The 23979-nt window shown below is 67.4% G+C and carries 20 protein-coding genes and 3 pseudogenes; 10 read left to right on the top strand and 13 right to left on the bottom strand.

The genetic code is table 11. From position 1 onward, the window contains the following. Positions 1–145: 145 nt before the first annotated feature. Positions 146–538 (top strand): annotated as a pseudogene (locus BLQ75_RS24650) (glycoside hydrolase family 12 protein). 816 nt (positions 539–1354) lie between these two features. Here BLQ75_RS24650 and BLQ75_RS05010 read toward each other — a convergent pair. After that, positions 1355–2425: a cation diffusion facilitator family transporter gene (locus BLQ75_RS05010; protein ID WP_092598545.1), complete on the bottom strand. Its 1071-nt coding sequence runs from the start codon at positions 2423–2425 to the stop codon at positions 1355–1357. Between the two features lie 55 nt (positions 2426–2480). Here BLQ75_RS05010 and BLQ75_RS05005 point away from each other — a divergent pair, with 55 nt between their 5' ends. The 4 genes from BLQ75_RS05005 to BLQ75_RS04990 all read left to right on the top strand — a co-directional run bounded on the left by BLQ75_RS05005 (position 2481) and on the right by BLQ75_RS04990 (position 9331). Further along, positions 2481–2840, top strand: coding sequence for an ArsR/SmtB family transcription factor (locus tag BLQ75_RS05005; RefSeq protein ID WP_092598542.1), 360 nt, complete (start codon positions 2481–2483; stop codon positions 2838–2840). 349 nt (positions 2841–3189) lie between these two features. After that, a complete protein-coding gene (locus BLQ75_RS05000) occupies positions 3190–6003 on the top strand; it encodes a beta-L-arabinofuranosidase domain-containing protein (RefSeq protein WP_092598539.1) in 2814 nt (937 codons plus the stop codon). Positions 6004–6181: 178 nt separating this feature from the next. Then, positions 6182–7231 carry a LacI family DNA-binding transcriptional regulator gene (locus tag BLQ75_RS04995; RefSeq protein WP_092598536.1) on the top strand — a complete coding sequence of 350 codons (1050 nt, stop codon included), beginning with the start codon at positions 6182–6184 and terminating at the stop codon, positions 7229–7231. 240 nt (positions 7232–7471) lie between these two features. After that, positions 7472–9331, top strand: coding sequence for a glycoside hydrolase family 3 protein (locus BLQ75_RS04990; RefSeq protein WP_244515244.1), 1860 nt, complete (start codon positions 7472–7474; stop codon positions 9329–9331). A gap of 73 nt (positions 9332–9404) precedes the next feature. On the opposite strand, the gene BLQ75_RS04985 is transcribed toward BLQ75_RS04990, so the two are convergent. The 3 genes from BLQ75_RS04985 to BLQ75_RS04975 all read right to left on the bottom strand — a co-directional run bounded on the left by BLQ75_RS04985 (position 9405) and on the right by BLQ75_RS04975 (position 12206). Next, positions 9405–10328, bottom strand: coding sequence for a CPBP family intramembrane glutamic endopeptidase (locus tag BLQ75_RS04985; RefSeq protein ID WP_170837339.1), 924 nt, complete (start codon positions 10326–10328; stop codon positions 9405–9407). 332 nt (positions 10329–10660) lie between these two features. Continuing rightward, positions 10661–11617: a DUF389 domain-containing protein gene (locus BLQ75_RS04980; protein ID WP_092598527.1), complete on the bottom strand. Its 957-nt coding sequence runs from the start codon at positions 11615–11617 to the stop codon at positions 10661–10663. Between the two features lie 487 nt (positions 11618–12104). Continuing rightward, positions 12105–12206, bottom strand: coding sequence for a recombinase family protein (locus BLQ75_RS04975; RefSeq protein WP_211481175.1), 102 nt, complete (start codon positions 12204–12206; stop codon positions 12105–12107). A 287-nt stretch (positions 12207–12493) separates the two neighbouring features. On the opposite strand from BLQ75_RS04975, the gene BLQ75_RS04970 reads away from it, so the two are divergent. Then, a complete protein-coding gene (locus BLQ75_RS04970; protein WP_092598524.1) occupies positions 12494–12928 on the top strand; it encodes a nuclear transport factor 2 family protein in 435 nt (144 codons plus the stop codon). Positions 12929–13124: 196 nt separating this feature from the next. Then, positions 13125–14012 (top strand): DMT family transporter, encoded by an 888-nt coding sequence (locus tag BLQ75_RS04965; RefSeq protein ID WP_092599572.1) that lies wholly within the window; start codon positions 13125–13127, stop codon positions 14010–14012. A 37-nt stretch (positions 14013–14049) separates the two neighbouring features. On the opposite strand, the gene BLQ75_RS24435 is transcribed toward BLQ75_RS04965, so the two are convergent. The 4 genes and pseudogenes from BLQ75_RS24435 to BLQ75_RS24425 form a co-directional block, all read right to left on the bottom strand. Continuing rightward, complete coding sequence (locus BLQ75_RS24435; RefSeq protein ID WP_280137820.1) at positions 14050–14643, bottom strand: Tn3 family transposase; 594 nt, start codon at positions 14641–14643, stop codon at positions 14050–14052. 97 nt (positions 14644–14740) lie between these two features. Next, a pseudogene (locus tag BLQ75_RS24430) lies at positions 14741–15274 on the bottom strand (Tn3 family transposase); the annotation flags it as partial. A 946-nt stretch (positions 15275–16220) separates the two neighbouring features. Further along, positions 16221–16823, bottom strand: coding sequence for a DUF4158 domain-containing protein (locus tag BLQ75_RS24645; RefSeq protein WP_425286435.1), 603 nt, complete (start codon positions 16821–16823; stop codon positions 16221–16223). Positions 16824–16839: 16 nt separating this feature from the next. After that, entirely contained in the window at positions 16840–16974 is a 135-nt protein-coding gene (locus BLQ75_RS24425) for a hypothetical protein (RefSeq protein WP_280137821.1), read from the bottom strand. An 11-nt stretch (positions 16975–16985) separates the two neighbouring features. Here BLQ75_RS24425 and BLQ75_RS04955 point away from each other — a divergent pair, with 11 nt between their 5' ends. Beyond that, the gene (locus BLQ75_RS04955) at positions 16986–17369 is read left to right on the top strand and encodes a nitroreductase/quinone reductase family protein (RefSeq protein ID WP_092599570.1); all 384 of its coding nucleotides are present in this window, start codon (positions 16986–16988) and stop codon (positions 17367–17369) included. A gap of 313 nt (positions 17370–17682) precedes the next feature. Here the strand turns inward: BLQ75_RS04955 and BLQ75_RS04950 are convergent, their stop codons facing one another. After that, a complete protein-coding gene (locus tag BLQ75_RS04950; protein ID WP_092598521.1) occupies positions 17683–18966 on the bottom strand; it encodes a tyrosine-type recombinase/integrase in 1284 nt (427 codons plus the stop codon). A 139-nt stretch (positions 18967–19105) separates the two neighbouring features. Here BLQ75_RS04950 and BLQ75_RS04945 point away from each other — a divergent pair, with 139 nt between their 5' ends. Beyond that, positions 19106–20221 (top strand): coiled-coil domain-containing protein, encoded by a 1116-nt coding sequence (locus BLQ75_RS04945; RefSeq protein ID WP_092598518.1) that lies wholly within the window; start codon positions 19106–19108, stop codon positions 20219–20221. 869 nt (positions 20222–21090) lie between these two features. Here the strand turns inward: BLQ75_RS04945 and BLQ75_RS04935 are convergent. Then, the gene (locus BLQ75_RS04935; protein ID WP_092598513.1) at positions 21091–21474 is read right to left on the bottom strand and encodes a hypothetical protein; all 384 of its coding nucleotides are present in this window, start codon (positions 21472–21474) and stop codon (positions 21091–21093) included. Next, positions 21467–21871, bottom strand: coding sequence for a helix-turn-helix domain-containing protein (locus tag BLQ75_RS04930; protein WP_092598510.1), 405 nt, complete (start codon positions 21869–21871; stop codon positions 21467–21469). The genes BLQ75_RS04935 and BLQ75_RS04930 overlap by 8 nt, the downstream gene beginning before the upstream one ends. 241 nt (positions 21872–22112) lie before the next feature. Here BLQ75_RS04930 and BLQ75_RS04925 point away from each other — a divergent pair, with 241 nt between their 5' ends. Then, complete coding sequence (locus tag BLQ75_RS04925; RefSeq protein ID WP_139182910.1) at positions 22113–22466, top strand: hypothetical protein; 354 nt, start codon at positions 22113–22115, stop codon at positions 22464–22466. Positions 22467–22570: 104 nt separating this feature from the next. On the opposite strand, the pseudogene BLQ75_RS04920 reads toward BLQ75_RS04925, so the two are convergent. Continuing rightward, a pseudogene (locus BLQ75_RS04920) lies at positions 22571–23447 on the bottom strand (LysR family transcriptional regulator). Positions 23448–23572: 125 nt separating this feature from the next. Next, the coding region (locus BLQ75_RS04915) for a low temperature requirement protein A (RefSeq protein ID WP_139182909.1) at positions 23573–23979 on the bottom strand (407 nt) is incomplete at its 5' end.

Below are 23979 nucleotides of genomic sequence, written 5' to 3'. Positions count from 1 at the left end.
GTGGCGGGATCGTGCGGGCAGCGGGGGACGGATTCCGCTCCTCCCAGCCCGATGCGATCGAACTTCCGGTACGCGCGATCCCGGCGGCCGAGTGAGCGCCCAACAGGTAGTGGGGAAGGAGAACGCGAGGATGTGATCATCCCGATTGGTCACCGTGTGCGTGGCGGTTCTCGCCACCCTGGGACTGACGTCCACCACCGCCGACGCGGCCGTGTGGGGATCCTCCGAGAAGTTCGCGAGCCGATCCGACGGCGGGTAGAGGGTGCGCAACGACGTCTGGGGGAGCGGTGTCGGCCCTCAGACGGTCCGGGCGAACTCCCACGCCGAACGGGGTGTTTGAGCCGACCATCCCGACACATGCGACGTCAAGTCCTATCCGCACTCGGCCAGGGCCATCGACAGCCCGATCGGTGCTCTCGAAGGGCTGAGCAGCGAGTTCGACGCGACGGTGGGCGAGGTCCAGTTCGGTTTCGAGATCACCAGTTCGAGCGGTGGGCTGGACTTCGTCAGCGACGACTACTCGGTTGCCGTGAACTAGGTTCCACCGTGGCTCGTTGCCCCGAAGCCCCCGTGCTCCGCAAAGTATTGTTCCCGTGGTGCCCCCGGCTGGTTTCGGCGTGAGGTAACCGTGGACGGTAGCACGGCAAACATGCCGAAAAGGTCCGTGAACTGGGGTAGGGTCCGCTCGCGGACGTCGTAGAGTTGTTGGGCGAGTTCAGCCGCTGCGCGGTGAGCTTCGCCCCTCGGCGGAAACGCGCATACGGCCGATCTCCCCGCGTCGGTACTGCCTGCTCACGGAGTTGTCCGACGTTTGTTGTTCGCCGACACACCTCGTTCGGGTCGGGCCCCGCCCTCGTGCTGGGCGAACGCGAACACATCTCACCTCTCGCGGGAGACCGGAGAATCATCGCCGAGACACCCCCGGAAACGCGGCATCGGCCGTGATGTCACGGTCGCCGAATCGTCGCGAACCGCGTACGTGCTGCACGGCACGCTCGGCCTCCACGTCGAAAATTCCGGAGCGCTGTGGATCACGCGATGCGGATGCTCTCCGAAGCTGCCACCCCGTGCGGGGCGCGTGTTGAGGGTCCAGGCGAATCGGAAGTTCCCCGCTCTCGACTACTCACGGTCCGTCCGAAGCCGGTCCTCACCGACCAACATCCACAGCTCGAGCAGCTCCTCTCCAGCCCGTCCACTTCCTGTCCCAGTCGAATGTCCTGGACACCAGCACGCTCCCTGACCCCACGGGGGAGCGATCACCAGCGATCAGTCGGTGCCTCGCGAGTCGCGGGAGCTGGAGACTTTCGCGGAACCGGAGCTCACGGATCGCTTGCTCGCACCAGCCGAGGATCACTCATCCTGGTTGCGGTTGATGGTGGGCCAGGGTGGCGTGAGGGTCGTGTTCGGCGGTGGGGGCGGGATCGGTGTGCACGGTGGCTCCGGCCAGGCGGGGCACGGTGTGCAGCAGGTGGTGTTCGGCGTCGGCGGCGATGGTGTGCGCGTCGATCACCGACAGGTCCGGGTCGACGACGAGGTCGGTTTCGGCGTGCAGCCGGTGACCGACCCAACGCATGCGCAACGCCCCGACGTCGCGCACTCCGGGTGTGCTTCGCAGGGCGGTTTCGGCCCGGGCGACCACGGCGGGGTCCACGGCGTCGAGCATACGGGAGAAGATCTCCTTGGCCGCGCCGTAGAGCACTGACAGGATCGCCGCGGTGATGGCCAACCCGACCACGGGGTCGGCCCACTGCCACCCCAGCCACGCCCCGCCGGCGGCGAGCAGCACGCCCAGGGAGGTGAACCCGTCGGTGCGGGCGTGCAACCCGTCGGCGACGAGCGCGGCCGAGCCGATCCGACGGCCCACGACGATGCGGTAGCGGGCCACCAGTTCGTTGCCGACGAACCCGACGAGCCCGGCCGCGGCGACCCAGCCCAGATGGCTCATCGGCTGCGGTTGGAACAACCGCTCGACGGCCGTCCAGGCGGCCAGTACGGCCGAGGCGGTCATGACCAGCAGGATCACCAGCCCCGCGAGGTCCTCACTACGTCCGAGCCCGTAGGTGAACCGCCGCGTGGCCGCCCGCCTGCCCAACACGAACGCCACCGCCAGTGGCACCGCCGTGAGTGCGTCGGCGAAGTTGTGCAGCGTATCGCCGAGCAGCGCCACCGACCCGGTGAAGGCCACCAGTACCACCTGGGCCAGGGCGGTGGTCATGAGACCGGCGAAGGAGATCCACAACGCCCGCATGCCGGTGCGGCTGGCCTGCAAGGTCTCGTCCACGACGTCGGCGCTGTCGTGGCTGTGCGGGGTGAGGGCGTGAGTGATCCGCGACCACAGCCGGGCACCCCCTCGGCCGTGACCATGACCGTGGCCGTGTTCGGCGTGGGATCGGTGTGGATGGTCGTGCCGGTGTTCCTCGGCCATGGTGCTGGACTCCCGGAATGGACAGGGAAGGTTGTTGGCGTCAGAATATGTGCCCATGTACGCACGCGACAACGGTGCAGCTGCCAGGGACACGCAACAGCGGTTGCCCGCCGAGGAGCTCGTCGAGACCGCGGCCACGGCGTTGCGGATGCTGGCGGACCCCACCCGGCTGCGACTCGTGTGGTTGCTGCACGAGCGGGCCAGGGATGTCGGCGAGCTGGCCTCCGCCACCGGAGTGGCCCGTCCCGCGGTTTCGCAGCACCTCGGCAAACTGCGTCTGGCCGGGCTGGTGCGCACGCACCGGGAGGGACGCCGCGCGGTCTACACCGTCCGCGGTGGACACGTGCGCCGCCTGGTCGAGGAGGTGCTCTCGGCGGCCGAACACCACCTCACCGGCGCGCCCGACCACGACTGACCCGGCCGTTCCGGGTGAGCGCGGGGCCGCTGTCCACACCCCCGGCGCGGGCGACACGGAGGTCGTCGGGAAGCGGTGTCGAAGCTCAGCGCTGCCTCTCCGTCGGAGGAATCCCACTTCTCACGCTGAACGCGTGAGCTCCACGTGTTCGAGCCCGAGTGTGCGTTAACAAGTCGGATCACAGCGCCCTCGCGATGAAGTCTTGGCGTTTTTCGCACGTGAGAAAGTTTGTCCATGGCCATCGAGATCACGGAGTGCTAGTATCCGGCCTCAATTCGTGTTAGCGCTAACAAAACATCGTGCGAGCGATCAGCGACCACCGCCTCCACCTCGACGGCAGGAAAACCTCATGGCACACGACTTCAACCGCCGGGACGCACTCCGAATCGGGGCGGCCTCCGCCGCTCTCCCTCTCCTGACCTTCACCACCGCTTCGGCGGCCACCGAGGGCTCCGCACCGGTGGGTTCGGCGGCGGCGCGAGCCGTTCCACCGTTACGCACCTTCCCACTGTCCGACGTGACACTCGGGCGAGGACTGTTCACCGAGAAACGCGCCCGGATGCTGAACTTCGCCCGGGGATACGACGAGGACAGACTGCTGCTGGCGTTTCGCGCGAACGCGGACCTGCCCACTCACGACGCGGTCGCTCCGGACGGTTGGGAGAACCTGGACGGGCAGGGAAACGGCAACCTGCGCGGACATTTCGCCGGGCATTTCATGACGATGCTGTCCCAGGCGCACGCCAGCACCGGTGAAGCGGTGTTCGAGCACAAACTGCGCAACATGGTCGCCGCGCTGTACGAGTGCCGGCAGGCGCTGAACCGGGAACCGAGCATCCGCGGCGGCGAGGGTCCGCTGACACGTGCCGTCGAGGTGAGGCGGGGGTCCTACCTGTACTTCGACGTGCCCCCCGAAGCCGTCGACGGGTTGCGCGCCATGACCTTCGCGGCCTGGATCCGTCCGGCGGCCGCCGACGAGTGGGGCCGGATCTTCGACTTCGGAAACGACACCGAGACGAACATGTTCCTCACCCCACGGGACAGCGAGGGGATGCCACGATTCTCCATCACCCGATCCGGGGGAGGTAACGAGGAGCGAATCGTCGGATCGGAACCGCTACCGGTCGGCCAGTGGAGCCACGTCGCCGTCACGCTCGCCGAGGGCGGTGGCGCGCTCTACGTCAACGGCAGACGGACCGGTGACAACCCGCGGCTGTCGTTGACCCCGGCCGAACTCGGGACCCTCGCGCACTGCTGGATCGGCCGGTCACACTACGACGATCCGGTCCAGTCCGGTGGCTACGCCGACATCAACCTGTGGTCGAGCGTGCTGAGTCCGGACCAGCTCGGCGAACTGCAGCGCACCGAGGCGGCAGCGACCACCGTCGGCCCCGGTGACCGGTTCTCGTACCCCTGCCGGGAACGGAGCGGAACCGTGCTGCACGACCGCTCGGGCGGACACCGACACGCCACCTACACCCGAACGTGGGGCAAACCCAGCCACCCCGGTTTTCTGGCCGCCTACCCGGAGACCCAGTTCATCCGGTTGGAATCACTGACCAGCAGCAGTTACCCCGTGGTGTGGGCCCCGTACTACACGGCGCACAAAATCCTGCAGGGACTTCTGGACGCCTACGAGACCACCGGTGACGGGCGGGCGCTCGACCTCGCCTCCGGAATGTGCGACTGGATGTACTCCCGGCTGAGCGAGCTGGCCGACGCCGATCTCCAGCGGATGTGGAGCCTCTTCTCCAGTGGAGAATACGGCGGAATCGTCGAGGCGATCCTGCGCACCCACGACCACACCCGAGAACCGCGTCACCTGCGCCTGGCCGAGTGCTTCAACCTGGACTCGTTCATCGACGCCTGCGCACAGAACCGGGACGTCCTCGACGGCAAACACGCCAACCAACACATCCCGATCCTCACCGGGCTGGTTCTGCTGTACGAGCGCACGGGCGAACAGCGTTACAAGCAGGCGGCGCACAACTTCTGGCGCATGGTGGTTCCACCCAGGATGTTCGGGATCGGTGGAACCGGCGAGGGCGAATTCTTCCACCGCCGCGGCCGCGTCGCCGAACTGCTGGGCCCGGAAACCGCGGAGACGTGCTGCGCCCACAACATGCTCAAGCTGACCCGGTCCCTCTTCCGCTGGGAAACCGATCCCGGCTACGCCGAGTACCACGAACGCGTGCTGTTCAACCAGATCCTCGGTTCCAAACGCGACGAGGACGACGCCGAGAAACCGCTGACCACCTACTTCGTCGGTCTGCACCCCGGAGCGGTTCGCGACTTCACCCCCAAGGGGGGCACCACGTGCTGTGAGGGCACCGGCATGGAGAACGCGACGAAGTACCAGGATTCGGTCTACTTCGCCCGAGAAGACCGAAACGAGCTCTACGTGAACCTCTACCTGCCCTCGACGGTGCACTGGCGTTCCAAGGCGGTGACGATCGAGCAGGAGACCACGTTTCCCTACCAGGGACGCAGCAGGCTGCGGATGAGCGGAGCCGCGCGTTTCACGCTGCACCTGCGTGTGCCGGACTGGTCAGGGGCCGGTTTCGCCGTCAGGATCAACGGTCGCCCCCGACCGATCCCGTCGGACTCGCCCGGCTACGTCACCTTCACACGGGAGTGGGAAACCGGTGACACCGTCGACGTCGAGCTGCCGTTCCTCCTGAGTGCGGAGCACAGCCCGGACGACCCGACGGTGCAGACCCTGATGTACGGCCCGCTCAACCTCGTCGCGCGAAGTGCGAGCACCGAGTTCCTCACCCTCGGTTTCTACGCCACCGCGCGGCTGTCGGGCGACCTCTCCCGAGCACTGTCCGCCGTGCCGGGCAGGCCGCTGCACTTCCGCGTCGGCGACGTGGAGCTGGCCCCCTTCTTCGAGGGAACGACCGAGGCCTACCACGCCTATTTCCGCAGACACGAGCCGCGAATCGTGTTCGACTCTGTCGAGGCCGGCGTGCCCAACCGGCGGAGGCCGGACGGCCCCACCTTCCTCGACGAGCTCTGGGCGGAGGCACCGTTCACCGACAGGGGAGAGTTCACCAACCACGTGACCCGCCTCGCCCGGCGTTGGTCCCGGGAGGGGATCTTCACCCGTGCCGAGCAGGGAAGGATCGTCTCGGCCGCGGGCAGAGCACGTTTCGAGAACTGAGCCGCACCCCCAGCCCCAGCCCGACGCGGCGGCGGGCCCTTTCGCCCGCTGCCGCGCGTTCGTGCCGACACGGGCCACGCGGAGGTGGGTGGGCGAGGTCGCCGCCCGACCACGCGATGCCGAACGGGACCGCGGTGACGGTACTGTCGTTTCAGGATCGACACCGCGGAGGTCGCCGATGGCCCGCAACGACACGTCACCGCAGCGCCCGGCCGTGATGGCCGATGTGGCACGACTGGCAGGGGTCTCCCACCAGACCGTTTCCCGGGTGCTCAACGAGCATCCCTCGGTGTCGCCGAGCACGCGAAGTCGTATCCTCGCCGCGATCGACCAACTCGACTACCGGCCCAACTCGGCCGCTCGAGCACTGGTGACACGACGCACGAGGGTCATCGGTGTCGTCAGTTTCGCCACCACGTTGTTCGGCCCCGCCAGCACGCTCTACGGCATCGAACAAGCAGCGCGGCGTGCCGGGTACTTCGTCAGTGTCGCCAATGTGGCCGAGACCGACGAGAACGCCATCCGGGCCGCCGTGGAGCGCCTCCGCAACCAGTTCGTCGAGGGGGTCATCGCCATAGCACCCCAGCGCGTGGCGGTCGAGGCGTTGCGGCGGGTGAACCCCGAACTTCCGCTGGTCGTGGTCGAGGGCGGTGACGGGGGAGGACATCCCGTGGTCTGCGTGGACCAGACCGAGGGAGCACGGCTGGTGACGCGGCATCTGCTGGAACAGGGAGCCGAATCGGTCTGGCACGTCTCCGGGCCGGTGGACTGGCTGGAGGCCCAGGGGAGGATCGCGGGCTGGCGGGCCGAGCTGGAGCGGGTGGGCCTCGCGCGGTCGGATTCGCTTCCCGGCGACTGGACTCCGGCCTCCGGCTACGCCAACGGACAGCTGTTGGCCGAGCGTTCCGAGGTGCGTGCCGTGTTCGTGGCCAACGACCAGATGGCGCTGGGGGTGCTCCGCGCCTTCCACGAGCGCGGTGTCCGCGTGCCCGACGACGTACTGGTGGCGGGCTTCGACGACAGTCCCGACTCCGCCTACTTCACCCCGCCGCTGACCACGGTGCGCCAGGACTTCGACGCCGTCGGCCGACGCAGCATGGAGTTGCTGCTGCAGCGGATCGACGGTCCCGCCGAGGCCGAGGCCAGTGCCGTCATTCCACCGGAACTGGTCGTGCGGCAGAGCACGGTGGGAAGCCCGCGAGAGCGGAGGTACTCGGTGGGGATCTGACGTTTTTCCGTTCCGGGGCCGGGGTTCCGAGGTGGCTGTGCCGTGCGGGTTTCTCGCGTCACCGCCAGAGGTGGTTGGTCTCCTCGCTTCGAACCAGGGCGCGTCCTGCCCGAGGCGGGAAGGCACTCCGACTGGAGCAGTGACGGTGCCGCTCCGTGGCGGATTGGTACCGGGAGCGCTCACGCGCATGCTACGAGCGTGCCCGAAACTGCATCGTTCACGTTCCTGTGAGGAGCTTTCATGTCGCATCGAGCGACTGGTAGTCGCCTCCGCCGGTTGGTTCCGGCTATGGCGGGGATGGCAGCGGCCGCTCTGCTGAGCGGTGCCGCGGCCCCCGCCGCCGCGCAGCCCTCCTTCTGGGGCGACTATCGCGATTCCTGGCTGTCCACGCAGCGCCGTGTGGATGATCTGATGTCACGCATGTCCCTGCAGGACAAGCTCGGACAGATGGTTCAGATCACCCGCGGTGCCGCCGGTCCCACCGAGGTCGCCAGTCACCGCATCGGTTCCGTGCTCAGCGGCGGTGGTTCGTCCCCGAGCCCGAACACTCCCGAGGCCTGGGCCGACATGTACGACGGGTATCAGCGTTCGGCGCTCGACACCCCGCTGGGCATTCCGATCCTCTACGGGGTCGATGCCGTACACGGTCACAACAACGTGCGTGGCGCCACGATCTTCCCGCACAACATCGGCCTCGGGGCCACCCGGAATCCGGAGCTGGTACGACGGATCGGGGCGGCCACCGCCGAAGAGGTGGCCGCCACGGGCGTGGACTGGACGTTCTCCCCGTGCCTGTGCGTGGCGCGGGACGACCGGTGGGGCAGGACCTACGAGTCGTTCGGTGAGACCCCCGAGCTGGCCTCGTCGATGACCAGCGAGATCAGGGGATACCAGGGCGCGGTCCTGGGAGGCGATCCCACCTCGATCATGGCCACGGCCAAGCACTACGTCGGCGACGGTGGGACCACCGGCGGAACCGACCAGGGAAACACCCAGCTCAGCGAGCAGGAGCTGCGCCGGATCCACCTCCCGCCGTTCCGCGAAGCCGTGGAGCGCGGCGTGGGCTCGGTCATGGTCTCCTACAGCAGCTGGAACGGCGACAAGCTGCACGCCCACGATTACCTGATCAACGACGTGCTCAAGGGCGAACTCGGTTTCGACGGCATCGTGCTGTCCGACTACAACGCGGTTCACCAGCTCGACGGCAACGACAACACGCTCACGGCCTCGGAGGTTCGTGTCGCCGTCAACGCCGGTCTGGACATGATCATGTTGTCCAAGGACCACGGGAAGTTCCTGGATCACCTCCGCCGGGAGGTGGAGTCCGGGCGCGTCCCGATGCGGCGCATCGACGACGCCACGCGCCGGATCCTGACCAAGAAGTTCGAACTCGGACTGTTCGAGCGGCCGTTCGCCCAACGTGAGTTACTGTCGACCGTGGGAAGTCAGGAGCACCGTCAGCTGGCGCGGCAGGCGGTACGCGAGTCGCAGGTGCTGTTGAAGAACGAGGGCGTTCTGCCGTTGTCCTCGGGAACGGACAAGTTGTTCGTGGCTGGCTCCAACGCCGATGACATCGGCAACCAGAGCGGTGGATGGACGATTTCCTGGCAGGGGTCCAGTGGTGACATCACCGAGGGGACCACGATCCTCGAAGGGATCCGTCAGCTCTCCGACTCCTCGGTCACCTACAATCGTCACGGTGACGGTATAAACAGCAGTTACGACGCCGCCGTCGCGGTCGTGGGGGAGAAGCCCTACGCCGAGTACCAGGGCGACCGTCCCAACGGGTTGGCGCTCTCCCAGGAAGACCTGAACACCATCGACAAGCTGCGTTCCTCCGGAGTCCCCGTGATCGTCGTACTCGCTTCGGGACGTCCGATGGACATAGCCTCGGAGGTCGGGAACTGGGACGCGTTGCTGGCCTCCTGGCTGCCCGGAACGCAGGGCGGCGGCGTGGCCGACGTGCTGTTCGGCGAGTACAACCCGACGGGCGAGCTGCCGATGACGTGGATGCGTTCGTTCGACCAGCAGCCGATCAACACGGGAGACGACAAGGATCCGCTCTACCCCTACGGTTACGGGCTCAGCTATCGCGAGTGACCGCTGTGGTCGGTGCGGCGTTCCGGATCACGTTCTTCAGCCGGAACGCCGTTCTCCGCCGCCCCGTACGTCCTCAACGGCCGAGCCAGCCGAGCAGAAGGTCGACGTAGGCGAGGTTGACGAGGATGTGAACCACCACGGGCATCCAGATGTTGCGGTACCGGGACCACAGGTAGCCGCAGAACACCCCGAACAGCCCCTGGAACACCAGCACCGTGGCCAGTTCGGTGATCACAGCTGTGGACCCCAGGTGGGTGGGCAGATGCATCGCGGCGAACAACAGCGACGCCACGAGGATCGCGGGCCAGCGTCCCACCAGTCTCTCCAACCGTGTCTGCAGGAAACCCCGGTAGAAGAACTCCTCGAGAACGCCGGCCGTCAGCAGGGTCACCACTGACACGACGGCCAGCGTCACCGGGTCCGGTAGCGACTCTGCCGCAACGGGTGGGGGAGCCAGCACGCTGACCTGGGAGAGGTAGAACCACGCCACCACCGCGGGCAACGGGAACCACCAACGTGCACGGGGAACTCTCGCCGACACAGCGCGAGGACGCGGCCCGGTCCCTCGGAGCGACCGGAACGCGGCCAGCGGAACGACCAGAAACAGCACTACTTTCAGCACCGCGTATCCCGCCCCACGGGACACCTCGGGAGGAAGTAGGGCCAGCAGCACCGGAAACGCCACGGCCATCGCCACGAGCACCCACATCTCCCCGCGCACGCGAGCACGCCGGGCCCCCGCCAGTGGCTCGATCACCGCCATCCGGGGCGGAACCAACCGCGTCAGCACCAGACCGACCAACGCGGGCAGCATCGCCGACCACAGCGAAACGGGAGGTCTCCCCGTATCCGCCGATACCCGAAAACTCGTATGCCCGGTCAGCAGCAGCCAGACCGGAGACGCGATCAGCAGGGCGAGTCCGCACCACGCCAACAGCCGTGCCGCGTACTTTTCGGACCGGGAACCTCCCGGAGTGTACTCATCGGAACTCTCCAACGAGGGGATCATGCTGCCAGCGCCTTTCACTCGGGGAGCTCGCGCGCGGCGGGACAGCCTCCTCGTATCGGAGGAACACCCGGAAGGTGGACTTCTCGCTCGCTGTGTCGTCCTTCCCGGCAGCTCCCCGACGCTCCTTCGCCAGCTGTCCAACTCCGCGTGTCGCACCGGCGATCGTAGGAGAGCCTCACCTTCTCCGTCCGGCTTTCGGCGGCACGCACGGAAGAATCCCCGTTCACGGGCTCGCGTCCCCGTCTTCGGTAGCGACAGCTCGGACGCGCGCCGGGAACCGAGCGGGCGGTGAGGGGCTCACCCCAGGTGAGGCGACACCGTCACCCTGCCTCGGAACCGCTGCTCGGCCCGGCGTTCCGGGAGCTGTGCGGCAGAACGCGAGCCCGGCGGATGAACAGGGTGAGTATACCGGCGAGGGTGATTCCGGCCAGGTTGATGAGCAGCTGCAACAGGGCCTCTCCGCAGTGGGTCCAGTGACCGGCCACGGCGGCGAGAGCGGCGAAGCCCGCGGCGGGCACTGTGGTCACGGAGATGAACACCCCGATGAGGGTTCCTGACTTCTCGGAGGTGAGCGCGAGCATGCCCGCCGCACCCGCGAGCAGCGCGATGATGATCGAGTACGGACCGACGTGGTAGATGAACGAGGCCGTGCGTAGCTGGCCGAGTTCGGCGGTGTCGAAGATCCCGCCCACACGTCCCAGAACGGCCAGTGCGACGGTGACCAGTACCGCGAAGGGATAGCCGACGGCGAGCGCGATGCCCGCTCGGGTCGCCAGGTCGCGGCGGCCGCCGATGGCGGCCACGGCGAGCGCGGCCAGGGGGCCGAAGTCGGGGCTGACGACCATGGCGCCGACGATCGTGATGGCCGAGTCGGTGAGCACTCCGACGGCGGCCAGCAGGCAGGCCAGCGTGAGAAACGCCAGGAAGATGCCGTTGAGGCGGGACTCCTCGCCGGTGGTGGCCACCAGTTCGTCCCAGATCACGGCGTCGGCGGGCTGGCCCGGTGCGGCGGCCTCGACGTCCTCGGCGGTCCGGGACAGCAGCGTGTCGATGTTGTTCAGGCTGATCTCGCCGGAGTGGACCACCCCCAGTTCGGTGAGCTGGTCGAGCACGTTCTCGGCGCTTTCCCGGGCGATCGAGGCTTCGACCACGTCACCGTGGGGTTGGATGGCCACGTCCCGGACGACGACCAGGTGCGCGATGCCGGGGTCGGTCCGCAGCAGGTCGATCACCGAGTCGGTGTTCCCGGAGGGGCAGACCACGCGCAGGTGCAGCATGTGGCCAGTTTGGCCACTCCCGGGGATTCCGCACCGGACGAGAGCGCGGTGTGTCCCCGTTTCGCGTTGCTGCTGGGCCGGAGTCCTCGTCCGCGTCGAACACACCGCGCCCCGGCACGGCTCCTCGAGAACATTCCGAGACCCCGCGAGTTCGGGTGGTCCTCCTCGTTGTCGGCGGTGCACCCGAGCTCGGTCGTCGCCGGTGGGACCACGGCTCGACTGCCGCGTGAGCGCCCGCTGCCCGCGTCTCCTAGGTTCATGGGCATGGACCTGATGAAGTTGGCGGACCGGGGCTGGCCGGTGCTCAGCAGACTCATGAAACTGCACGTTCTCGTCTATCGGGCCACCCGTGGCAGGATCGGGCACACCGCACCCGGTTTTCCGACGATGTTGTTGCTGCACCACGTCGGCGCCAGATGGCCCTGTACTCCTGAAGCTGTCCTGAGGGGCAGAGTAGGACGCCGGTCAGTCCGTGATCGAGGTAGATTCACTCGTCGGCGACGCCGAGCTCGGCCAGGCGCTGGCGTTGGGCGGTGAGGTCTTGCTCGTCGGTGGAGCAGCGGGCGTAGCCGATGATCGTGGCGCTCATGGCGCGCGAGCGTACGTTGAGCCCCCGACGACTGGAATTTTCACCGTACGGGGCAACTGCAACGCCGCAGGTCCAGGCCACGGCACACCGGCCGCTGCATCGGCAGGTGTACGCAAGGGGTTCGACTATCGGAACTCTGCGACCTGACGTCCTCGGATGAGACGTGATCGGCAGGTCCTCGTGAGACCGGGTCTGACGTGAGGCTTTCGGTATTCGGCTTGACTTCAAGCATGGTCGATGTCTCACCGTGAACGCGTAGTGGCAACGACCCCACGGAGGTGTGATGAATGCGGGCGATCCAGGCGCAAGAGTTCGGGGGACCGGGCCACGACGAGCTGATCGGACTGGTGGAGCGCCTTCGCAAGGGGTTCGCTGCTGCGGACGCCGCATTCCTTACCGAGCTGTGGGCAGGCGAGGAGGACACTCTCGTCTACGTCGCCGGGGAGCGAGCCCGACCTCTGCGAACCCGCGACGAGATCGCACGGTACTACCGGGAGGCACTCGGCCCCGTCGAGAGCGTGGACACTGCCGAGGTCACCGATCTATTGGTCGATGCCGAGGAAGATCGCGGACGCGCCTTTTTCCGGTTTCGCTTCGCGGGACGAGAAGCAGCGAGCGACGAGCGGTTCGACGTGGACATCCGGATCACGGCCATCGCGCGCCGACGCGACGACCAGTGGGTACTGGTCCACTACCACGAGTCCTCGCCCGGCCCCGTATGAAAGGCCATACGATCACGAGATGAAGTAGTCTCGCTGAGCGATGGGATTCGTACGTGGCGGCTGGTGCGGCCGCCGAGATAACCAGGTGCTTCGCCCTCTCATCCGGTTGTAGCGTCCGCGTGTGGATAGCGTCTCAGAGTTGCAACGTCGTTCGGGATTCGTGTCGCACATGGCTCGTACACGGCCTCGGTTGACGATGTCTCTGGGAGCGTTCGGCGTTGCCACCTCGGGGGTGTTCGTCGCCTTGTCCGGCACGTCGCCGGGCACCGCCACGTTTTTCCGATGTCTGCTGGCGTTGCCGTTGGTGTGGCCTCTGGCCTGCAGCGAACGGCGTCACGAGGGCCGACTGTCACGGCGAGGCGGTACTGTCGCAGCCGGGGCCGGGGTGCTGTTTGCCGGGGATGCGCTGTTGTGGACTCAGGCGCTCTTCGAGGTCGGTGCTGGGTTGACCGCGGTGCTGGTGAACGCGCAGGTCCTCCTCGTTCCTCTGTTGGCCCTGCTCATCGACCGCGAACCGCTCTCGCGCGCCTTCCTGGGAACAGTGCCGTTCATGGTGGCGGGCATAGTGCTCACCGGGGGCGTGTTCGAGACTGGCGTCCCCAGCAGCGCCCCGGCATGGGGAACGATCCATGCCATCCTCGCCGCACTGTGCTACTCGGGGTTCCTGTTCCTGCTGCGCCGCAATGGGCAGACTGGGCGGGCGGTGCAGTCCTACTGTGGCGTGCTCGCCTCGGCGGCCATCGTCGCGCTGCTCATCGGGGCGCTGTGGTCGGGCATCACAGTGACCCCCGGCTGGTCGGCACTGGGGTGGCTGGCCCTGACCGCAGTGGGAAGCCAGGTCTGTGGTTGGCTGCTGGTCGCTCTGGCGAGCTCGCAGCTGAGCAGCATGACCAGCGCCGCCCTGCTCCTGCTCACCCCGGTCGGCGCCCTCGCCCTGGCCGCTCTCGTTCTCGGCGAGCAACCGACGCTGCTGCAACTGTTCGGATGCGCCCTGATGCTGGTCAGCGCCTACGCAGCCTCCGCGTCCAGCTCATCCTGGCGCTGGCTCACCGGCTCTGTCAGGAGACTGCTTAGCCTCTCGTGACGTGTAAGCCTTCGATAATCGTTCGCAGAGGGATCCCTCAGCGGGACGGGAGCGGAAGGTCGAGGCGTGTGGTCATGTCCAGGCGGAAGCGTCCGTAGGGGTTGATGTTGGACCAGAACAGCGGGCTCAGCGCCCGGCGTTCGGCCGGGCCGAGAAGTTCGTCCCAGCCGGGGCTGTCGAGGACGTGTTGCAGCAGCAGGGTGTTGACGTGCACCAATGCCGACTGGAGTAGATGCAGGGCGAGCATGGAGACTTCGGCGGACTCGCGGTCGGGGCCGGTGAGCTCGCTGTTTTTGCCGTAGAAGATGACCCCGTTGCCGGAGTTCCAGTTCTCCACGACCTGCAGCCCGCCGTGGATCTCACGGCGCAGGTCTTCGTCGGCGAGGTAGTCGCAAGCGAAGATGGTGCGCACCGCGCGGCCGAGTTCCTCCAGGGCTTGGTAGGTGGGGTGCTTCGGTCCCCCGCGGGTGAAGCGGCGCAGGATCGACTCCGACTCGGCAGTGCCCAGCCGTAGCGCGGTGGCGTATTTGACCATCTGGTCGTACTGGCCGGCGATGAGATCCCACTTGATCGGGCGGGTGGTCACAGGGCCGAGATGGGCGTAGGCGGCCTCGTCGTCGGGCCGGTACAGCCGGATGGAGCCGATGTTCTTCAGTCGGGGGCAGTAGGCGGAAGCCGAGCAGTTCGGTGAAGGCGAACCCGACCACCGACGCGCCGTGGGTATCGACGTAGTTCGCCTCGATCTCAGCGGTGGTGCAGTGCCGTAGCAGCCCTTCGATCATAGCCGCGACCTCCGAGGAGGAGCAGGATTTGAGCTGGGAGTAGATGCAGGTGTGCTGGCGTTCGACGTGCCAGTCGATCATCACGCCGGGCCCGCCGTAGCGCCGATGCCACTCGGGCATCAGGTTCGACTCCCACGAGCCGAACTTCTTCGAATCGCTGGCGCACGCGGTCCCTTCGCCCCACCACCGCGGGTCCCGGGCCTCGAACGTGGCGTTGACCAGCTTGGACACCGCCGCGCGGAGATTGTCGCGGGTGATGAAGTGCCGACGCACGTGCCGCGGCTCGCGTTCGGTCTCGTCGTGTTCGCCGGTGGCTACGAGCTTGCGGATGCCGATGTTGGTGCCTAGGGCGAACAGCGCCAGCAGCAGCCGGCGCCGCAGCGTGGACCGGTCGAGGTTCTCGCGGGAAGCCACCAAAGAGAACTCGCTGGTGAACTCGGTGAGGAAGTCGGCGTCCTTGAGCACATCCAGCAGATCCATCGTGCCCCACCGATGGATCACCTCGTCCTTGACCGCTGTCAGGGTGCGCGGTTCCGGAAGTGGGTCCAGCTTGGGCACGGTGGTCCACGGTTCGCCGCGGCGCCGCGTGATCCGTACTCCTCCGGTGGTGCCCTTCTCCAGGGCGGTGTCGTAGCGGTCCAGTGCCGCGGTCATGCGTTGTTTGAGGTCAGCGACGAAGGTCTCGGCCTCGCGAGGCTTGCGCAGGGCTTCGTAGTGCACGTCACGGGTGCTCTCGAAGTCAGCCGGCAGGTCCTCCTCGGGATTGCGCCACCGGTTCGCCCCGGCCACGTACACCTCGCGGCACCGCAGCGCATCGCGCAGCGACACCAGCACACACAGCTCGTAGGGGATGCGCTCGATGCGGCCGCGCTCGTCGATGACCGCCTCACGCCAAGCTTTCGGCACCACCCCGTCGACCGGTACCGACTCCTCGCCAGCGTAGAAGCGGACCTTACCATCGGTGTCGCGGTAGCGTTGCAGCAGCTCCAAAGCCTGCATGATCGGCCAGTAGGCAGTGTTGTTGCACCGGAAGCCCAGCGCGGCCAACAGCGGCGGCAGCATCCGTCGATAGTGGTTCGAATACGAGCCGCGCAGCACCGTGCGCACCCGAGACCGGAACGCCTGCTCGGTGGCCTTGGCCTCGGTAACCAACTCCTGCAGAGTCTTCTCGCCGACAACCGGATACAGCGCGGTGCGCACCTGCCCGTCCGGCTGCTCCAACGCCGTCTCGGCCATCCGAAACAGGATGCCCTCCTTGCCCCGCACCCGGCGCAGATCATCGGTGAGCTCGCGCTCGACCTCGCGATCCGCCTTCGTATTGATCTTGTGCACAAGCCCGATCAGCAGGTCCACCAGGGCATCAGTGATCTCGGTTTGACGCATCCAGCACAGCGCCGCCAACAGCGTCAGCCGCACCTCGCGGGGGCTATCCCGCAGGTCGGACGGGTACGAGCGCATCGCCCGCGCCCGCCAGGCGGCCACCAGCTTCTCCGAGGCGTCGGCGAACAACCCGCTCGGCAGCCCCAGCTGGCGCACCGCGGTCAGCTTGTCGATCTCGGCCAGCACCGTCTCCAACCCGACCTGGCCGATCGGCCTTCAACTCCGCCAACAGACCCCGCACCGCGGAGTCGTCTTCGGCCACCAAGGCCTCCAGTGCGGCCACACTCGCCGCCGATAGACGCTCGACGGTGCGCTGGCAAAACCGCTGCTCGAACGTCGAACGGGCCGAACCGATAATGCGATCCAGCCGCCCGGGTGGCTCGATCCCCTCGGCACGACACCGCACCAACACCGCCTGCCGCAACCGACCCTCCCGCAGCTCAACCGGGCAGACCTCCTCGGCCAACCACCCGGCCAGCTTGTCCTCATCACCCCGGGAGAACTCGCGGAAACCGAACGCGGCCCGAATCTGCGCTCGATGATCTTTGATCGAGCGAGAGCGCCACGAGTAGCGGCCGAACTCCTCGGCATCCACGCACGACCTGCTCAGCGACGTAGCCAACCGCCTGTGGCGGGACCTCCTCGGCATACCGCGGGAACCGCGCCTAGATCTCGAAGAACTTCAGCAACAACGCGAACCCGAGCCGCGTCGCCCCAGACTTGTTGCCCACCAGCCGCCAGTCATCACCCACCAGCGTCCACGACTCCACCAGCTCATCCGGCTGCCACTCCCGCTGCACATACGCACGCTATCGAGCCTCCGGGCCACAGCACCCTACCGGGATCGCTCTACTCTGCCCCTCAGGACAGCTTCAGGAGTACAGGGCCCAGATCGGGTGTCCGGCGCACCACACCGCTGCTCTACACCCGTGACGGTGCCGACCTCGTGATCGTCGCGTCCAAGGGCGGATACGGCAGGCACCCTGCCTGGTACCACAACCTGCGTGCCCACCCGGACACGACCGTGCAGGTCAAGGCCGAGATTCTACCGGTACGTGCCCGCATCGCCGATCCGGCGGAACGCCGTCGACTCTGGCCCCGAGTGGTGCGTACCTACTCGCAGTTCGAGCACTACCAGCAGCGCACCCCGCGGGAGATCCCGCTCGTGATCCTCGAACCGCGCCGCTCCGCCTGATCCCGTGGTTTCACCCGGCACGCTCGAACCCACCGGGAAAGCTCCCGCTGCCCCGGCAGGGTCGGGCGGTCCCGCTTCGTCACGCGGGCGGGGACTCCGGGGGAGAGCTTCCAGTGTTCGGGGACTTCCTGGTAGGGGCCGATCCCGGCGAACGGCCCGGTGATCCAGTACGCGCGTCGTTCCCACGACGAGAAGGTCCGGGAGAGCTTCGTCCCCCGAGCCCTCCGCTGCCTCGCGATTCAGGACGGCCGGAGGTGAGGGTCGCTGTAAGCCTCTCCCGGAAGCGGTGGTGGTGTGAGCTGGGAGTGTCGACTCAGTCCCCCGCGTCCTCCTTCGGTTCGGCGGTGTCGGTCGTATCGTCCTCTTCGGGCGAGGTGGGATACAGGGTGGTGGCGACGAGGTCGGCGGCGCTGCGTTCGGGGTGGCGGGCCGCGTGGTTGTAGACGCTCTGGGTGGTGGCGATGCTGGTGTGGCCGAGGTCGGCCTGGACGTTGGCGAGGGCCGCACCGGCTTCCACGGCGGTGGTGACGTAGAAGTGGCGCAGCGCGTGGGGGTGGAGCGCTTCGGCGATCTCGTGCAGCTCTGGGCTGGTGGCGGCGAGTCTGCGTAGCAGCTGCCACAGTCCTTGGCGGGTGCAGCGGCGGCCGCTGCGGGTGCTGATCAGGGGTTGGGGACCGGAGCTGGTCTGGCCGCGGTGGGCGGGTCGGTTGGTTCGATGGGTGGCGTCGTGGGTGTGCAGGTAATCGGTCAGGGCGGTCTCGACGCTCTCGGGCAGGTAGACGATGCGGGGTTTGTCTCCTTTACCGGGAACGCGCAGGGCGCGGCGTCCACGGGTGGTGTGCAGGTCGGCGCGGTTGAGGGCGCACATCTCGCTGACGCGCAGACCCAAGGTCAGCAGGGCGACGACGGCGGTAGCGCGGGCGGTGTCCATCGGAGAGGCTCCGCGTCGGGGGGTGGCCGCGGCGGCATGGAGGGCGCGTACCTGCTCCACGGTGAGGTTCAGGGCGTGACCGGTCTCGCGGTTGCCGGACAGCCCGAGGCGACGGCGGTTGAGCGCGGCCGGGTTGCCAGTGGTCAGGCCGGTCTCGGCGAGGTGAGCGTAGAGGGCTTTGAGGGTGGCCAACATGCGTTCGCGGGTGCTGTGGGCGGCTTCGGCGGTGGTCAGTTCGTCCAGCCAGGCTTTGACGTGGGCACTGCGGGCTGCCAGGGGGTCGATCCGGTGGGCGGAGCACCACCGCAGCCAGTGCAGGTCGCGGAGCCGTCCGGGCCCGGCGGGAGGTGGACGTCGGGTACTCGTCTGGGGGCTCGGGGCGCGGGGGTCGAGGCCGAGAACAGCGGCGTAGGCGTCCACCGTGGCGGCCCAGCCGGGAGGCCCGGATTCCGTGGCGGCCCAGTCGGCCAGTTCCTCAGGGCCGACTGGTAGGCCGAGGCCGGTGGCGTAGGTGCGGCGGGTGGCGGTGTTGCCGTAGCCGGCCAGCCAGTCGGCGATGGCGGCCAGCAGTCGTACCGGTTGTTCGGCGCCGGGCCACAGTTCAGGAGGGTGCCCAGTTTTCGGCGTCTTCGATGTGGCTCGTTCCAGGGGGCTGTTCTTAGTCATTTTCACCTTTCGGATCCTCCTGCAGCCTGCCCCACTAATGTTAGCAACAAAACAACACTTTCGTAGCAAAGATCGTTTTTAGTAATAAAACTAGAAACAGAACTTGCAAGTTATATAATACAAAACTAGGATGTGGATCATGGATTCCGCTACGGACGACGCCGCCCCGCAGGGGCGGTGCAAACTGGCCGCCTGCCGTGCCCCGCTGCCGCCTTCCGGCCCCCGAGGGGGGCGACCGCCCGAGTACTGCCCGGATCGGAGCTGGCCCGGAGGCAAGACCTGCAAACAACTCGCAGCCGCCCAAACCGCCCTGCAGGAGGCCTTCGGCGACGCTCCCGGGGCCACGTTGGACAGCGCGGCCGGTGACTTCGTCCGAGCCGCCGACGCCGTCGCCGCCCCGTTGTCGGCACTGCACACCGCCCTGGAACAAGTACGCGGCCAGGTGACCGAGGAGCTGAGCACCGCCGCGGCGTCCGCCACCAGCGCTCGCACCGAAGCCGCCGAGGCCCGCGAAGCGGCCCAGAACGCGGAGGCGGCTCGTGCCGAGGCCGAACAGGCCCGGGCGGTCGCCGAACAAGGTCGGACCGATGCCGAAACCACCGCGGCCGAAGCCAAGGAGGAGGCCCGGACCGCTCGTGCCGAGGCCGAACAGGCCCGTTCCGAACGAGCCGCCGCCCTCGAGGCCCAGCACCGAGCCGAAACCCAGGCCGCGGCACACGAGGCCACCGCGACCGCCGCCACGGAGCGCGCCACCAGCGCCGAGGGCCGTGCCGCGAGCGCCGCCAGCGAACTGACCCAGGCCCGTGAACGCATCGCCGCCCTGGAGTCAGAACGCGACGCGCTGCGGTCCACGCTGGAGTCCGAGCGCCGAACCCACGCGGACGCCGAGGCCGATCTGCGTCACGCCCGCGACAGCGCCCAGGCGGCCGCCCAGTCCGCCGAAAGCCGCGTCGAGCAGGCGGAGATCCGCGCGGGCAACGCCGAGACCCGTGCCGAGCAGGCCGAGAACCAGCTACGGCACGCCAACCAACAGCTCACCGAAACCGCGGCCGAGGCCGCCACCTCCCGGGCGAGCGCCGCCAGCGCCGCCAGCGAACTGACCCAGGCCCGGGACCGGTTGCGGAAGCTGCACGAGATCCTGCTCGAACCGCACCAGACCGACGAACAGCTCCGGAATCGCCTGATCACGGCCCTGCTCCATGACCCGGAGGAACAGCCCACCTCCTCTGACGACACCGAGACACCACCCCCGTGACGTCGTGACCGCTTCCCGCCAGCTTCGGAGACCAATCTGGTCTCCGAAGCTGGCGGGAACCGCGAAGCAGCGGGAAACCGGCGTCCATCGATCCTTGATCGAGGTCAGATCGCGTCGCGGGGTGTGGTGAACCGTGGTGGGAGGAGACGATGAAGGCTCAGGTGAGAACCTCGGGGTAAGACTCGGAGCGGCGGCGAGGCAGCGGTCTCGCCGAGATGCGTCAACGCCGTATGCCGCATTTCGTGCGACCCCGATACCGACCCCCGCGCAGAGTAGTGTGCTCGTCGAGCATGGTCTGTGCCTGCCCGTAGGACAACCGAGCCCGTACGGTGTCCGGGCACACTTCCCGCGAGGACAAGGCTTCGCCGAGACCGGGACGACGAGGGCGATCACCGGGCCGTTGAGTATCCGGGGCAGCGGCCGCGCGGTACCCGCGGTCCAGTAGGGAATGTCCAGCACAGTGTCCTCGTACACCCTGGCGCCGGTAGCGGATCTTGACCCGAGCACCTTTGGCTTTCGCTGTCGCGCGATCGAATTCGATAACCTATTCGGCACGAGCAGCGCGTCTGGCCACGCCCCCAACTCTTATGAAGCCGCCCCACCGGATAGTCCCGTTCTCGAGCGCGGTTATCACGGTCGCGTTCATCCTCGTGCTCTACGGCATTGGAGAGGTCTTGGCCCCAGCCACCCGGATTCTCGTCAGCGAGCAAACCCCTGAAGGACAGCTCGACCTCGCGCTCTTCCAAAAGAAGGGTCCGAAGGCTGTTTGAGTCACCGCCATGTTCGGGGCCACGGAGGCGGCTCGGGCGACGTTGGTATCTCCGACGACGGTGTCCGGTGCGACTACGGTATCGGCCTTGCCTCGGAGACTAGCGCTTCGTAATCGCCGCTTCGATGGTGCTGACAACGCGATCGGGGTCATCGACTTCTATGTAGAGCCGCTTGAACCGTTCGTTGCCGAGGGAGACGACGATCGCCTTCTCGGGATTGGCGACATCCCAGAAAACCCGCTCGCCGTTCTGCGAAAAAGTACCACCCAGATAGCGACCGTAGGCGTCGGTTCCCACGATCTTGGTCCCAGGCCACTCGCACAGGCTGTTGATACCCGGCCACCCCGTCGACAGGCCTGGATCGACGGTCGCGCCACGAACGTTCTTCAGCGGGATGGTCAGCTCATTGCGCACGGCGCCGAGCTTACGAATTCCCTTGATCGTGACGACTAGTTCCGTGTCGGTGATCGTGACATCAGCCATGGATTTCTCCTTGTATTTGATTGTCAGCAGGCAGTCCCGCACGAGCCAAGAGACGAGCGTAGATCTGTTCGGCGACCGGGCCCGACGCACCATCGAGGGCGACCAGCGCTTGACGGACGAGCTCAGCCACCCGAGGGTCGGCGGCGGCGCGCTCCCGGAGCGCGACGACGAGAAGATCGAGTAACAGCTCACTCGATACGCCTCGTGTGACCACCTGCTCAAACGCGGCCCTGAACAGCCCGGCCTTGCTGTCGAACGCACCGTACAAGCTTCCGCGCTGCAAGCTGGTCGCCGCGACCAAGTGGGATACCGAAGCACCCTCGTATCCTCGCTCGGCGAAAGTCTCGGCGGCTCCCAGAAGCACCGCTTCGCGATCGAACCTCGGAACACCGACCATGAGCCTACGATAGCCATGATGGAACGATCGGTCAATAATGACTCGACTCGATCATCTCGATGCGCCGTGCTGGAGTCGGCCACCAGTCCACCCCGTCTTCGACCTGACGGTGACACCGATGGGTAGAGCGGTGAAGTGACAACGCGAAGGGCCAGTGCCGGCAGGAACAACTCAGCGGCGGTGAAAGCTCGAAGCGCTGGGCCAGCGTCCTGGTCCCGACATGTGCTATCAGCACCGTGACGTGCCGGTCGAGGACGTCTTCAGCACGGTCGGCGAGCTCGTCTCCGAAGGCGAGGGCAACCCCTTCGAGCTCTCCGAACCGTCGTACCGCCACGACCTGCCGAACGCACGCCGTGCATCCGGTGAACGCAGGTCACAGTGTGCACTCACTGCCCCCGGCGGGGTGCTGCCGATCCCGGCGCGGCTTCGGACGGTCGTCGGGGATGCTGGCGGACTCGATGACCGCGTCGAGGTGGACCTGATGTTCTCGCGAGTACCCGGGCACACGGGCGCAGCCGATACGGCCCGCGTTGTGTGGGTGTGGGGGACCGCATCGTCTCGAAACCCGTCCCGCGACACGCACACGAGACTCTGAACCGTAGGGAGAGCTCCGGGAGGATCCGAGCTGGGTGAGTGTGACTGGTGTTTGGCCGTCCCGGAATCCGATCCGGATCTCGAGAGATCCGGCCTCCCGGTGTGTTAACGGGTCGTCGCGGCCAGGAAGGTGTCACGGGCGGGGCTGGTGATGTGATGGGACCAGAGTGCGTGTAGGGGAACGGAATGGGGTGGACGCAACTCGAGCACGCGCACGGCCCCGCCTGCGGCGGCGCCGGGGTCAGTGGTGACGAAGGCGATGTGGTCTGAGCCGAGGACGGCGGTGACCGGTGGAGTGCCTTGGATGGGATTGCGATGAATGTGGGGATCGAATCCGGCTTGCCGACAGTAGGTGATGAGGAGGTCGGTGTAGCCGGAGCGACCGGGGGATCCCCAGACCATGATGGATTCGTCTTTCAGGTCGGTGAGTTGGATCGAGTCGTGGGTGGCGAGGTGATGCTCAGCTGCCACGGCGACGTGCAGGCGGTGGTGGGTCAGGGTGGTGCGGGTCAGTCCGTGGGCGGGGCTCATGGCTCGGCACAGGCCGAGGTCGAGATCGCCCGCGAGAAGTTGGGTAGTGAGCTCGTGAGGATAGCGCTGGTTGACCTGCGGGGCGAGATCCGGATAGGGGTACTGAGCCTGATGCAGCAGGGTGGTGATCTCATCGCCGGTCACGGCCGGGGTGTGGCCGATGCGTAGGGGATCGGGCTCGCCGCGGCCGATGCGGCGGGCGCGGGCGACCGCGGCGCGGGCCACGCCGTGCAGTATCCGGCCGTCGGCGATCAAGGCGTGTCCGGCGGGGAGAAACGGTGAGCGTGTTGCTGTTGCGCCGCAGCAGGGCGACGCCGACTTCGCGTTCCAGCGCCCGGATCGAGGTGGACAGGGCTTGCTGGGACAAGTGCAGGCGGGCGGCGGCGCGGGTGAAGCTTCCCTCTTCGGCCACGGTGATGAGGTGGTCGAGCTTGTGCAGGTCCAGTCCCATGTCATCCTCGGTTATCGGGGTGGTGACGTGCGGTGCCGCTGTGGGAGTGTCGGTGCCTGACCAGGGGAACAACGGCTCGGTGAGGTGGATCAACCCGAACAGGGTGGTCATCCTGCTGGCGCGGTTCACCCCGTCGTGGTGGGGGATGTTTGTTGTGGGGTGAGTTGGGTGACCACGGCCAGTGTCGCCATGACCGCGACGGTGGCCACTCCGATGGCCAGGGAGGGAACCGCGTGGCCGAGCACCAGGCCGAGGGCGCCGACGACGACCAGCGCCGTGGCGGCCACGTAGCGGGCGCGGGCCACCGCGCCGGTGCGCGAGCGCAGGAACAGGATGTTGCCGGCCAGGTAGATCAGCGGTCCACCCACGGTGGTCAGCACCACCGAGGGGTCGGTGTCGGCGTGGCTGATGCGCAGCTCGATGGAGACGGCCACGACGATCGCGCCCGCCACCATCAAGGCGTGAGCGTAGGCGAACGCCGAGCGCAACGCCCTGGTGCTCGCGTCACCCCTGCTGGCCTGGGTGTCGGGGC

Source organism: Actinopolyspora xinjiangensis (assembly GCF_900104475.1).
GTDB classification, from domain to species: domain Bacteria; phylum Actinomycetota; class Actinomycetes; order Mycobacteriales; family Pseudonocardiaceae; genus Actinopolyspora; species Actinopolyspora xinjiangensis.
Note: the sequence above shows the minus strand (reverse complement) of the source record. Positions and strands in the feature narration are given on the sequence as shown.